Raw genomic sequence first — 12,506 nt, 5'->3', positions numbered from 1 at the left:
GCTGTGGAAAAGTTGGATCGTTTTTTTGCCAGTCGACCAGATTATGCTCGAACGCCCAACAATGAGCGTCAGGCCCAGCTGGTTACAGGCTCGACTCCGTTACCAAATGCGACAGGCTTGGCCGTTGGTGGTTTACTAGAGGTTGATGGAGTGACCTATGTGGTCCTGCCAGGTCCGCCAAGCGAACTCAAGCCTATGGTCAATAACGAGCTGGTTCCCCTCTTATCCACAGGCCAAAAATTGTATTCAAGGGTGCTCCGCTTCTTCGGTATTGGCGAGAGTCAGTTGGTGACTATTTTGGCTGAGATGATTGAGCAACAGAGTGATCCGACCATTGCTCCTTATGCAAAGACGGGCGAAGTGACTCTGCGCTTGTCCACCAAGGCTCTGAGTCAGGCTGAAGCTGATGCCAAGTTTGAGGCTGTGGAAAAGTCTATTTTGGCCTATCAGACTTTTGAGGGGCGGCCTTTGTCTGAGATTTTCTACGGTTATGGGGACGACAATTCGCTGGCTCAAGTGGCCTTTGACTTGCTCAAGAGTCAAGGGAAGACGATTTCGGCGGCGGAGAGTCTGACAGCTGGTCTCTTTCAAGCGACTTTGGCGGATTTTGCTGGGGCGTCCTCTATTTTTTCAGGTGGCTTTGTCACTTATAGTATGGAGGAAAAGAGCCGGATGCTGGATATTCCATTGGAAGAGCTGGAGCAGCACGGCGTTGTTTCTGCTTTTACGGCTGGGAAAATGGCAGAGCAGGCTAGAAAGCTGACTCGGAGCGACTTGGCTATCAGTCTGACAGGCGTGGCAGGCCCAGATTCGCTGGAAGGTCATCCAGCTGGGACCGTCTTTATTGGCTTAGCGAGTGAATCAGGAACGGAAATGATTGAGGTCAATATTGCTGGTCGCAGCCGACGGGATGTGCGGAAAATTGCCGTCATGCACGCCTTCAACCTCGTACGAAAAACTTTATTAAAGAACTGATTTTTGGTATAATGAACAGATGGCCAAAAGACATTTTAGAAAAAAACAGGAGAAATAAATGGCAAAAAAACAGAAAAATTTGGATGAAATTACAAAGAAATTTGGAGATGAACGCCAAAAAGCTTTGGACAATGCCCTAAAAAACATTGAAAAAGACTTCGGTAAGGGAGCTATTATGCGTCTGGGCGAGCGAGCTGAGCAAAAAGTTCAAGTCATGAGTTCAGGCTCTCTGGCTTTGGACATCGCCCTTGGTGCGGGTGGCTATCCTAAGGGACGGATTATTGAGATTTATGGTCCAGAGTCTTCTGGTAAGACAACCGTTGCCCTTCACGCGGTGGCTCAAGCGCAAAAAGAAGGTGGGATTGCAGCCTTTATCGATGCTGAGCATGCTTTGGATCCCTCATACGCTGCAGCTCTGGGTGTAAACATTGATGAATTGCTGCTGTCTCAGCCTGACTCTGGGGAGCAAGGTCTTGAAATTGCTGGTAAATTGATTGATTCTGGTGCAGTTGATTTGGTCGTTATCGACTCGGTTGCGGCCCTAGTACCTCGTGCGGAAATCGATGGGGATATCGGTGACAGCCATGTCGGTTTGCAGGCTCGGATGATGAGCCAAGCCATGCGCAAACTGTCTGCTTCTATCAACAAAACCAAGACGATTGCCATCTTTATCAACCAGTTGCGTGAAAAAGTTGGTGTCATGTTTGGAAATCCGGAAACAACACCAGGTGGACGTGCCCTCAAGTTCTACGCATCTGTCCGTCTGGATGTCCGTGGCAATACCCAAATCAAGGGTACGGGCGATGCCAAGGATACCAACGTTGGTAAGGAAACTAAAATCAAGGTTGTTAAAAATAAGGTAGCTCCGCCATTCAAGGAAGCCTTTGTGGAAATCATGTACGGAGAAGGTATTTCTAAGACGGGCGAGTTGATTAAGATTGCGACTGACTTAGATATCATCAAAAAAGCGGGTGCTTGGTACTCCTACAACGATGAAAAAATCGGTCAAGGATCTGAAAATGCTAAGAAATACTTGGCTGATCATCCAGAAGTCTTTGATGAAATCGACCGTCAAGTCCGTGTACGATACGGCTTGATTGAAGATGATGAGCCAGCAGAAGCAGTGAAGGGTAAGGTTGAGGCTCCTCTTGAAAAATTAGAAGAAGTGACTCTTGATCTAGATGATGCCTTTGAAATTGAGGAATAATTTTTCAAAATAGGTCGCAAGACCGATGGTTTTTGTGGTATAATATACTACGATAGTAGTATCGTGTAGCGAAAGGAGTACTTGCATGATCACAATTTATACGGTTTCAAGTTGTACTAGCTGCAAAAAAGCAAAGACCTGGCTAAACGCCCATCAATTGACTTACAAGGAGCAAAACCTTGGTAAGGAAGGAATTACCAAAGAAGAAATTCTTGATATTTTAGCAAAAACTGAAAATGGCATTGCCAGCATTGTATCTTCAAAAAACCGTTATGCAAAAGGACTCGGTGTTGATATTGAAGATTTGAGTGTAAACGAAGTCATTGACATCATCATGGAAACACCGCGGATTCTGAAAAGTCCGATTTTGGTGGATGACAAACGTCTCCAAGTTGGTTACAAGGAAGACGATATCCGTGCCTTCTTGCCTCGTGCAGTGCGCAATGTTGAGAATACAGAGGCTCGCTTACGAGCAGCTCTATAATTTAGATAAGGAAAGGCGCCTTTTAGGCTGCCTTTTTTCTGTCTCATTACCTAAAAATGATTGACAAGCGGTTAAACTATGATACAATATCTCTTAGGAGGACGGAACGTGAAGAAATTTTTACTAATTTTTGGCTTAGCAGCTGTGATATTGACTGGCTGCGCTCATAAGAAAGCAGACAAGCCAAAGGGGAAAAAAGAGGAAATTACAACTAATCTTCCCATTATCAGTCAGGCTGAAAAGCAGGAAGTCATCACCAAAAAACTAGTTTTCCCCAAAGATGAGCAAGGAATTCAATCTAGTCAAATTATCACTTATCAAGGGAAACGTTTTATCAAGGTGATGATGGAGAGAATTACTCCAACGGATGATAGTATCAAAAATGCGATTAAAGAAGTGGGGCTGGAGGAGACTCAGCGACTCTTGGATGAATCAATGCAAAAGGATACGGACTATACTCAGGCAAAAACTGTTGCTGGTTTCACCGGAACCGTTCAGATTCTAAATGAAAATGAAATGAAAATCACGTCAACCTATGATTTTGACAATTTGGATATTGAAAAGGCACTCACTTTAAATTATTTTAAAAATAGCAATCTAAAAGAAATGACAAAGATGCCACCTGAAGAATACATCAATAATTTATTGATGAACGGGGCTGAGGAGCAACAGTAAGGGAGCTTCTTGTTAATCATAGAAAACCAAAAAGGAGAAAGAAATGAAAAAATCAGTAGTACTTTTAATGGCTAGTTTGGCGGTGTTGACAGCTTGTGGACAACAATCACATAGTGGAAAAGCTGGTAGCAATCAGTCTGTTCAAAGCAAGACAGAAGCTAAATCGGTTACCAAGTCTTATCAGTTAAATCAAAAGGTACAAGGGCTCGATCAAACGATGACCTTGACAGTTACCTACGCGGGCAAGAAGTATGAAAAAGTGAATATTGCTATTTCACAAAATTTGCCAGAAGAAGCTAAGTCTGCCTTAGCTGGTCAAGACTTGTCCTCTCTGCAAGAAGAGGTGAGCAAGAGCTTCAAGCAAAGTTCAGGAGTGGATAAACTTGAACAAGTAAAAGGTATTCAAGTGAATGTTAAAGTGACCGAAAAAGGCACTGTTGATATTGATTTTATTATTGATCCGACAAATCTTGATTACGATGCGGCTTCTAAAGTACCGACCTATGGACCACTCTTTAGCCAAATGAAGTCTCAGACTCCAGAAGAATTTATCAAGTCCTTCCAAGATGAAGGGGGCAAGGAAATTAGCAATCCGTCCTAATATTTTTGCTGAAAACTAGTCTTTGAAAAGGGCTAGTTTTTTGATGGGAAGGAGTGGTAAATGGTTGAAAAAATGTCGAAAAAGTAGAAAATTTACATGGATTAAGTTTGTGAAACTGCTGTAATTATGCTATAATGATGGTATTCTTAAAGAAAGAGGGTGTAATTGTGGGATTTACAGACGAAACTGTACGTTTTAATCTTGATGATTCAAATAAAAAAGAAATTAGTGAGACTTTAACCGATGTCTACAAGTCACTCAATGATAAGGGCTATAATCCAATCAATCAAATCGTAGGTTACGTGCTGAGTGGAGATCCTGCTTATGTGCCTCGTTATAATAATGCTCGAAATCAGATTCGTAAATATGAACGCGATGAAATCGTAGAGGAACTGGTGCGTTATTATCTGAAAGGGCAAGGCATTGACCTCTGATGAGAATTATGGGACTAGATGTCGGCTCGAAAACAGTGGGCGTTGCAATTAGCGATCCACTTGGCTTCACCGCTCAGGGACTTGAGATCATTCAGATTGATGAAGAGAAAGAGCAGTTCGGTTTTGAGCGTTTGACGGAGCTTGTCGAGCAATATAAGGTGGACAAGTTTGTGCTTGGCCTTCCTAAAAATATGAACAATACCAGTGGCCCACGGGTGGAAGCGAGTAAGGCCTATGGCGAAAAAATTGCCCAGCTTTTCCAAATCCCGGTCGAGTATCAGGATGAGCGTCTGACGACGGTGGCTGCTGAGCGCATGCTGATTGAACAGGCGGATGTCAGCCGCAGCAAGCGCAAAAAAGTAATTGATAAATTGGCGGCTCAGCTAATTTTACAAAATTATTTAGATAGAAACTTTTAGAAAGAATTGAGGAAACAATTATGGCACACGATCATAATCATGACCACGAACAGGCACAGCCTGAATTGATTACCTTGGTAGATGAGCAAGGTAATGAGAATTTATTTGAAATTCTTCTGACGATTGATGGTAAGGAAGAGTTTGGAAAAAATTACGTACTTTTGGTACCAGTAAATGCTGAAGAAGATGAGAACGGCGAAGTTGAAATCCAAGCTTACTCATTTACAGAAAATGAAGACGGCACAGAAGGCGAATTGGAACCAATCCCAGAAGACTCTGATGCAGAGTGGGATATGATTGAAGAAGTCTTCAACAGCTTTATGGAGGAGTAAAAAGGTCCGGGGGACCTTTTTAGCCCGAGCTTGAAAACTAGAAAGCGAGGAAGGTCTGGGGGACCTTTTTAGCCCGAGCTTGAAAACTAGAAAGCGAGGAAGGTCTGGGGGACCTTTTTAGCCCGAGCTTAGAAATTAGAAAATCAGCCAGTTTGAGAATTTATCTCAGCTTGGCCACAGCTAGTTTCTTTACAAAGAATAGAAAAGAGAGAGAAGCGAGTGGCGATTCACATTTGAAGTCCGCTTCGCTTCTCTTTTTATGTAGGAAAATGATGAATGAGATTGAAAAATGGTTGAATGGTCGTATTGGCCTAAATTTTCGTTCAGGTCTGGAACGGATGCAGAGAGCGGTAGATTTGCTGGGGAATCCTGAACGGGCTTACCCCGTCATTCATGTGACGGGAACGAATGGCAAGGGCTCTACCATTGCTTTTATGCGGAATTTATTTGCCGATCAGGGAAAAAAGGTAGCTAGCTTTACATCGCCGCATATGATCAGCGTCCATGATCGCATTTGTATCAATGGCCTGCCGATTTCGGATGCTGATTTTGTTCGCTGGGGGCGGCAGATTCAGGAGATGGAGAGAGAATTGGTCAAGACGCACGACCAGCTATCCTATTTTGAAATCTTGACCTTGCTGGCCTTTCTTTATTTCAGAGAGGAGAAGGTTGATCTGGCTCTCATCGAGGTGGGTATTGGTGGACTTTTGGATACGACCAATGTCTTGGATGGGCAAGTTGCAGTGGTCACATCGGTGGGCTTGGATCATCAGGAGACGTTGGGGCAGACCATTACAGCGATTGCGGAGCAGAAGACTGGCATTTTCAAAAAAGGTCGTTCGGCAGTCATTGGCCCCTTGCCGGAGGAGGCTCGTCAGGTCTGTGAGCAGCGGGCAGCAAGTTTGGACTTGGATTTGTATGAATACGGGCGAGATTTTTCGTTTTCTGATGGCTCTTTTAAGAATCAAGATCTTCTTTTATCGCATGTAACCTTGGGACTGCAGGGTGCTTACCAAGAAGAAAATGCAGCGCTGGCTTTGCAGGCCTTTCTGCTTTTTATGAAACAAATGGGCTGGGAAATTGCTTTTTCTTTGCTTCCTTCATCTTTGCGAAAGACCCATTGGGCGGGGCGGCTAGAGGAAATTCGTCCGAATATCTATCTGGACGGTGCCCATAATTTGCCAGCTCTGGCACGTTTGGTCGAGTTTATCAAGGGGCAGAAGGGCAAGACGTGCAGCCTGCTGTTTGGAGCTTTGAAGCGCAAGGATTACAGCGGTATGCTGACCTATTTGCAGGAGAACTTGCCAGAGGTTCAGGTGACGGTGACCAGCTTTGACTATGGGGAATCTGTGGGGCAGGCAGAAGCTGCGGACTTTGATTATGTGGCGGATTATAGAGCCTTTATTAAGAATTTTAAACAAGAGCAGACGGCTGACCAAGTTCTTTTTGTAACGGGCTCACTCTATTTCATTGCAGAGGTTCGAGCCTACTTCCAGAGTGTATAAGTTGACCATAGAAAGTCCTGTTTGGTAAAATAGAAGTGGAACAAAGAAAGGAGAAACAAAATGAAGGTTTCAAAAAAATTAGTTCTTTCAGCCCTTACGGCTATGACCGCTTTTGTATTGGTAGCTTGTGGCAATTCTGGTCAAAATCCATCCGATCAGGCTGCTCAATCTCAAGTGAGTTCCTCTGTTTCTCAGTCATCTGAGACAGTGTCATCAAGTAGCAAGGCAAGTAGAGATACAAACAGTAGCGCAAATACTAGTAGTTCAGAGGCTTCTACCTCTAGTCAAACGGCTACCAGTGACTTAGACGGGACCTATAAGGCCACTCATGAAGGCGATGCCTTAACCCTAGAAGTTTCTGGAAATAAAGGAACCCTGACCAAAGTCGAACGCGACGGTGAGCAGGAAATTGAACAGGTGCAGGTTGATCCAACCAATCAAACCATGATCGTTGGAGATGACGTTAAGCGTTATCGCGTAGAGGGCAATCAACTGACTCTGGAAGATTTGTCGCAGGAAAACGATGATGATGACACAATTGTCTTCACCAAGCAATAATGTTCAAAAAAGGAATACTCTACAAAAGGCTGGGCAGATGCCCCAGCTTTTTGCGTTTGTGGATAACGGAGTGCAAGTACTTCCTTTAACCTTGGACTAGAGACTATTTTATTTTAAAAAGTTTTGAAATTGCTGCTAATTATTGTTATACTAGATGAAATATGAAACGAGGGAGGATTGAGATGGATCTAGGCAAGTTTCGTTTGCTGATGTCCAAGTATGGTTTCAGCATCATTATCATGTTACTAGAATTATTTCTTGTTTTTGCGGCCTTTTTCTATTTTAATCTGTTGGTGCCTAATTGGTTGTCAGCCCTTGTCATTGTTTCTTTATATATTGGGACTATCTTGGCGATTGTCAATCGGAATATGCCTCCCGAAAGCAAGGTGACTTGGCTCTTGTTTGCAGTCGTACCTGTCTTTGGTTTTCTGCTTTATCTGATGATTGGGGAGAGACGCCTTTCCAAAAAAGAAATCCAGCAGCTGGAAAAAATGGACTCAATGAAGTTTCGAGAGGATAATAGCTATGACCTGCGAGTCGAACTCAAGCAGGAAAACAAATCAGCCTTTGGCATTGTCAAGTCCTTGCTGAGCATGGATCACAATGCTGATGTTTACGATGGCACGGCTTCGCAATATTTCCCCCTTGGCGAAGAGATGTTTGAGGCCATGCTGGATGATTTGCGCTCAGCTAAGAAATTCATTTTTCTTGAATTTTATATTATTGATCCAGGTGTGATGTGGAATCGTGTCCTTGAGATTTTGGTAGATAAAGTCCAGCAAGGAGTTGAGGTCAAGTTGCTCTACGATGACATTGGCTGTATGGCGACTCTACCAGGAGATTATACGAAAAGGCTGCGCAAGATGGGAATTGATGCCCATAAGTTTAATAAGGTGATTCCACGAATGACGGTGGCCTATAACAATCGTGACCACCGCAAGATTTTGGTTGTTGATGGACAAGTCGGCTATACAGGCGGAATTAATCTGGCAGACGAGTATATCAACCATATCGTGCGCTTCGGGCATTGGAAAGATGGCGGTGTCCGCCTGGAAGGGCGAGCAGTGAAGGCTTTGACACGTCTTTTCCTAATGAATTGGTACATCAATCGCGGGGAAATTACAGATTTTGACCGTTATCATTTTGATAGCCAGCGAGTGGAAGGCAAAGGGCTTTATATTCCGTATGGTAGTGGCCCCAAGCCGATTTATAAGGAACAGGTGGGCAAGACTGTTTACCAGAATATCATCAATCAAGCCATCGATTATGTCTATATTACGACTCCTTATTTGATTATTGATTATGATTTGACAGAGGATATAAAAAATGCAGCCATGAGAGGGGTGGATGTTCGCATTGTGACGCCATTTATTCCTGATAAAAAGCTGATTCAGATAGTCACTCGTGGTGCTTATCCAGACTTGCTGGAGGCTGATGTTAAGATTTACGAGTACACTCCTGGTTTTATCCACAGTAAGAACGTTATTTCAGATGATGAGTTAGCCGTGGTAGGAACTATTAATTTTGATTACCGTAGTCTGGTGCACCATTATGAAAATGCTGTTCTTATGTATCAAACAGAATCAATTGCGGATATTAAGCAGGATTTTGAAGACTTGTTTGATGTTTCCAAAGAAATTTCTCTTGAAACCCTCCAGAATAGCTGGTACCAGCGTTTACTGAAGGAAATCATGCAATTATTTGCTCCGCTACTTTAAAGAGGCTGGGACAAAAGTCCCAGCCTCCTCAATTGTCTTTGGATTGTTGAGCAAGACGCAGTGGTTGAGTGGGCTCTACTACGCTGATTTCATCAGCTTTTACAGCCCTACTCAACTGTGCGGAGGTGGGACGACGAAATCGAATTCTAACGAATTACCGATTTCTGTCCCACTCTCTTTTTTCTGTCTTTTGCTGAGATATTAGCTACAAATCATGCTTTCTTGTGATTAGTGTCTTGATTTTACGAATAGTAAATCGGGAGCAGAGAATCAAGGGAGGATTAAAGATGGAAATGGCAAAAATAATTTATCGGCTTCCTTGTCCAGAAAAGCGGCCAGTTTACCTGAGATTTCGCGATTTGGAGCGTTTGGCAAAGAAGGGACAAAAGGAGAAAGGAAGTCAGGATAAGGCTGACAGAAAGAGTGCTTTTTGATATACTATATAGTATGGAAATCAAGGAGAACTTTTATGAATGATAGAAACCGACAGGAAAATGTGGAAATTTCAGTATCTTCGTCCGCAGAGACCTGGCAAAATACGAGTGAGAGACGGCAGATAGAGAAAATAATCGAGCCAGTTCCTTCTTTAAAACTATTTTTTTGGAGTATCTTGGTCAGTTTGACCAGTGTCATCAATCCTCTACTAACCAACTTAGCCACCAATTTGCAATCGCAAAATCTATATGCTAGCTGGGCCTTGACTCAGGGAGAAGTTGCTTATGCAAATATTTATGGAACTAGCGGTCTTCTCTACTATTTGGTAAGCTGGTTGGGGAATTTATTTTTGGGTCAGCTATTGTTTTTACTTTTCCAAGTAGTGGCTTTGACCTTGGCAGGAATATATCTCTTCCAAACAATTTCACAAATAACGGTTAGAAGTGGTCTAGCTCGCCAGATTACAGTCCTGTTCTATTTGTTTGTGCTGACACTGGGATTTGGTGGAACTTATTCTATTATTTTTGCTTTTCCATTTATCTTTCGGAGTCTGTACCATCTCGTGAAGTACTTACAAGGGCGTGTCCGCGATGAGTCTTTTATTCGTTTTGGAATGGTTGGAGCCTTGGCTTTTCTAATCGAGCCAGCTTTTAGTCTGCTCTTTTACTCATTGACGACGCTGTTCTTGCTCTTGTACAATATAGCTGAAAAGCGAAAAGCGCGTGGTTTTTATCAGTTGTTAGCAGGTCTATTAGGTTTTTCTTTAGTCTTTTATCCACTGGGCTACTATACAGTTTTGAATGGCTCTTTTGGTGTAGCGATTAGCCAAGCTACTTATGTTCTAGAGGCTTTTCGTCTCAATAGCAGCTATTTATTAGATCATTTGCTCTATTATGGTTTGCTTTTCCTAGGATTAGGTTTTACGACAGCGTTGATGACGGCTTTTGCTTTCAAAGAAGAACCAACTGCCGCGCGTGGTATGCGCTTTATTGGGCTACTAGGCCTCCCTATTAGCTTTGTTGGAGTTTTAGGGCTGCCAGAGAAGGGCGCTTATCAATTGTTGATAACCCTGCCTTTTGCCTTGCTCCTGCTAGCCTTATGGCTGGATACAGGTGGAGACAGGGATGGACATGAGAGACGCCACCGTAAGCCTACCAATGCTTCTAGCTGGAATCGTTACTTGGGCAAGCAACTCTTTTTGCCTTTGCTTGCGATGCTTTACCTCCTAGCTTATCCATTTGTAAATGAGTATATTCTATCCAATGGAGTTTCAGCAGAGAGAAATCTGGCTGCCCAACATATTCGTGAAAACAGCACTAGCAAGGATAGCATTTATGCTTGGGACAATACAGCTAGCCTCTATAAAAAATCGCAGCGTTTATCCGCTGTTTCTCTACTGAGTCCGTCGCTTTATACAGGAACGGAGGAAAATCGCATTTTCTTGCGTAATGCTTTAAACGAAGCGAGTCCGAAGTTTATTTTAGTCAATAAAAATGTGAAACTCTTTTCAGATATAAAAAAGAAAATTTCTCAAGATTATGAAGAAGTGGACCTAGAACTCAATCACTTCAAGCTTTATCAAAGCAAGTAACCAAATCAATATGTTGTGTGTAAAATAAAAAATTAACATTTTTACCACAACATATTGATTTTTTGTTTTGGAGTGATATAATGTTTGGTAGATGATTAATTGAGAAGAGGAAGTGTTTGTGATGATTTTAAGAGAAGCAAAATTTGATACAGCGCCTACCATCTACGTTGAGAAGCGAGACGGTCGGAGAGTAGCTTTTGATGTGACTAAGATCTATAAGGCTATGGTACGAGCGGCTCAGGACCTTGGTCCCATGACGCCCATGCTGGAAGCTAAGCTCGAAACCATTACAGACCGTGTTGTGGCAGAAATCAGCAGCCGCTTCGCTAAGTATGTCAAAATCTATGAGATTCAGAACATCGTTGAGCATGAGCTTTTGAATGCCAAGGAATATGCCATTGCGGAGAACTACATCACTTACCGCACGCAACGGGATTTTGAGCGCTCAAAAGCGACGGATATCAACTTTAGCATTGACAGGCTCCTCAACAAAGATCGTACGGTAGTCAACGAGAATGCCAATAAGGACAGCGATGTTTTCAATACCCAACGGGATTTGACGGCTGGGATTGTTGGCAAGTCCATTGGGCTTAAGATGCTGCCGCCTCATGTGGCTAATGCCCACCAGAAGGGGGATATCCACTATCATGATTTGGACTACAGCCCTTATACACCGATGACTAACTGCTGTCTGATCGACTTTGACGGCATGCTGAAAAATGGTTTCAAGATTGGCAATGCAGAAGTAGAGAGTCCCAAGTCTATCCAGACTGCGACAGCGCAAATCTCGCAAATCATTGCCAATGTAGCTTCTAGTCAGTACGGCGGTTGTTCGGCCGACCGAATTGACGAAGTCTTGGCGCCCTATGCTGAGCTTAATTACCAAAAGCATCTCAAGGATGCTGAGCAATGGGTTTTGCCGGATAAGCAGGAAGAGTACGCCTGGGCGAAGACCAAGAAGGATATCTACGATGCCATGCAGTCGCTAGAGTATGAGATCAATACTCTCTTCACCTCTAATGGTCAGACTCCTTTTACTTCGCTGGGCTTTGGTCTGGGCACCAATCGTTTTGAGCGGGAAATTCAGAAGGCTATTCTCAATATCCGTATCAAAGGACTGGGTAGCGAGCACCGCACAGCAATTTTCCCTAAGCTGATTTTCACCCTTAAGCGCGGGCTTAATCTTGAGCCAGGAACGCCTAATTACGACATCAAAGAACTGGCTCTGGAGTGTGCCACTAAGCGCATGTATCCAGATGTACTTTCCTACGACAAGATTATCGACTTGACTGGATCCTTCAAGGTGCCGATGGGCTGCCGTTCTTTTCTGCAGGGCTGGAAGGATGAAAATGGTCAGGAAGTCAACTCAGGCCGTATGAATCTAGGAGTTGTTACTGTCAATCTGCCGCGGATTGCGCTTGAGTCCGAGGGGGATTTGGATAAATTCTGGGAGATCTTTAACGAGCGGATGAATATCGCTGAGGATGCTTTGGTCTACCGAGTGGAGCGGACCAAGGAAGCCAGTCCAGCCAATGCACCGATTCTTTATCAGTATGGGGCTTTTGGCCAACG

General features: G+C 43.5%; 14 protein-coding genes. All 14 read left to right on the top strand.

Annotation, left to right across the window (positions count from 1 at the left end):
• On the top strand, positions 1-975 hold a 975-nt coding region (locus tag Q0191_RS08520), incomplete at its 5' end, for a competence/damage-inducible protein A (RefSeq protein ID WP_297665611.1).
• Between the two features lie 58 nt (positions 976-1,033).
• The gene (recA, locus tag Q0191_RS08515; RefSeq protein ID WP_297665609.1) at positions 1,034-2,182 is read left to right on the top strand and encodes a recombinase RecA; all 1,149 of its coding nucleotides are present in this window, start codon (positions 1,034-1,036) and stop codon (positions 2,180-2,182) included.
• An 85-nt stretch (positions 2,183-2,267) separates the two neighbouring features.
• Entirely contained in the window at positions 2,268-2,666 is a 399-nt protein-coding gene (gene spx, locus Q0191_RS08510; RefSeq protein WP_005591493.1) for a transcriptional regulator Spx, read from the top strand.
• Positions 2,667-2,774: 108 nt separating this feature from the next.
• Complete coding sequence (locus tag Q0191_RS08505; protein ID WP_297665606.1) at positions 2,775-3,341, top strand: SP0191 family lipoprotein; 567 nt, start codon at positions 2,775-2,777, stop codon at positions 3,339-3,341.
• A gap of 43 nt (positions 3,342-3,384) precedes the next feature.
• On the top strand, positions 3,385-3,942 hold the full coding sequence (locus Q0191_RS08500; protein WP_297665605.1) for an SP0191 family lipoprotein: 558 nt from the start codon (positions 3,385-3,387) through the stop codon (positions 3,940-3,942).
• 167 nt (positions 3,943-4,109) lie between these two features.
• Entirely contained in the window at positions 4,110-4,376 is a 267-nt protein-coding gene (locus Q0191_RS08495; RefSeq protein WP_005592119.1) for an IreB family regulatory phosphoprotein, read from the top strand.
• The gene (ruvX, locus tag Q0191_RS08490) at positions 4,376-4,795 is read left to right on the top strand and encodes a Holliday junction resolvase RuvX (RefSeq protein ID WP_005591497.1); all 420 of its coding nucleotides are present in this window, start codon (positions 4,376-4,378) and stop codon (positions 4,793-4,795) included. The genes Q0191_RS08495 and ruvX overlap by 1 nt, the downstream gene beginning before the upstream one ends.
• Before the next feature lie 20 nt (positions 4,796-4,815).
• Positions 4,816-5,127, top strand: a complete 312-nt coding sequence (locus Q0191_RS08485) for a DUF1292 domain-containing protein (protein ID WP_005591498.1) — start codon at positions 4,816-4,818, stop codon at positions 5,125-5,127.
• 272 nt (positions 5,128-5,399) lie between these two features.
• The gene (locus Q0191_RS08480) at positions 5,400-6,632 is read left to right on the top strand and encodes a folylpolyglutamate synthase/dihydrofolate synthase family protein (protein ID WP_148888846.1); all 1,233 of its coding nucleotides are present in this window, start codon (positions 5,400-5,402) and stop codon (positions 6,630-6,632) included.
• Between the two features lie 60 nt (positions 6,633-6,692).
• The gene (locus Q0191_RS08475) at positions 6,693-7,190 is read left to right on the top strand and encodes an SP_0198 family lipoprotein (RefSeq protein WP_297665600.1); all 498 of its coding nucleotides are present in this window, start codon (positions 6,693-6,695) and stop codon (positions 7,188-7,190) included.
• Between the two features lie 182 nt (positions 7,191-7,372).
• The gene (cls, locus tag Q0191_RS08470) at positions 7,373-8,908 is read left to right on the top strand and encodes a cardiolipin synthase (protein ID WP_297665598.1); all 1,536 of its coding nucleotides are present in this window, start codon (positions 7,373-7,375) and stop codon (positions 8,906-8,908) included.
• Between the two features lie 293 nt (positions 8,909-9,201).
• Positions 9,202-9,342 (top strand): hypothetical protein, encoded by a 141-nt coding sequence (locus tag Q0191_RS08465; protein ID WP_297665596.1) that lies wholly within the window; start codon positions 9,202-9,204, stop codon positions 9,340-9,342.
• A 35-nt stretch (positions 9,343-9,377) separates the two neighbouring features.
• Positions 9,378-10,934 (top strand): heme transporter CcmD, encoded by a 1,557-nt coding sequence (locus Q0191_RS08460; protein ID WP_297665594.1) that lies wholly within the window; start codon positions 9,378-9,380, stop codon positions 10,932-10,934.
• Between the two features lie 121 nt (positions 10,935-11,055).
• Positions 11,056-12,506: anaerobic ribonucleoside-triphosphate reductase (nrdD, locus tag Q0191_RS08455; protein WP_297665592.1), on the top strand; the 1,451-nt coding region annotated here is incomplete at its 3' end.

The sequence above is a fragment of the uncultured Streptococcus sp. genome (assembly GCF_938036805.1).
Taxonomy (GTDB): domain Bacteria; phylum Bacillota; class Bacilli; order Lactobacillales; family Streptococcaceae; genus Streptococcus.
Note: the sequence above shows the minus strand (reverse complement) of the source record. Positions and strands in the feature narration are given on the sequence as shown.

Excerpts from the sequence above, each read along its gene's own strand:
- Q0191_RS08500 (WP_297665605.1), top strand. The coding sequence starts at position 3,385 with ATGAAAAAATCAGTAGTACTTTTAATGGCTAGTTTGGCGGTGTTGACA.
- recA (WP_297665609.1), top strand. The coding sequence starts at position 1,034 with ATGGCAAAAAAACAGAAAAATTTGGATGAAATTACAAAGAAATTTGGA.
- cls (WP_297665598.1), top strand. The coding sequence starts at position 7,373 with ATGGATCTAGGCAAGTTTCGTTTGCTGATGTCCAAGTATGGTTTCAGC.
- Q0191_RS08475 (WP_297665600.1), top strand. The coding sequence starts at position 6,693 with ATGAAGGTTTCAAAAAAATTAGTTCTTTCAGCCCTTACGGCTATGACC.
- spx (WP_005591493.1), top strand. The coding sequence starts at position 2,268 with ATGATCACAATTTATACGGTTTCAAGTTGTACTAGCTGCAAAAAAGCA.
- Q0191_RS08485 (WP_005591498.1), top strand. The coding sequence starts at position 4,816 with ATGGCACACGATCATAATCATGACCACGAACAGGCACAGCCTGAATTG.
- Q0191_RS08465 (WP_297665596.1), top strand. The coding sequence starts at position 9,202 with ATGGCAAAAATAATTTATCGGCTTCCTTGTCCAGAAAAGCGGCCAGTT.
- Q0191_RS08480 (WP_148888846.1), top strand. The coding sequence starts at position 5,400 with ATGAATGAGATTGAAAAATGGTTGAATGGTCGTATTGGCCTAAATTTT.
- ruvX (WP_005591497.1), top strand. The coding sequence starts at position 4,376 with ATGAGAATTATGGGACTAGATGTCGGCTCGAAAACAGTGGGCGTTGCA.
- Q0191_RS08460 (WP_297665594.1), top strand. The coding sequence starts at position 9,378 with ATGAATGATAGAAACCGACAGGAAAATGTGGAAATTTCAGTATCTTCG.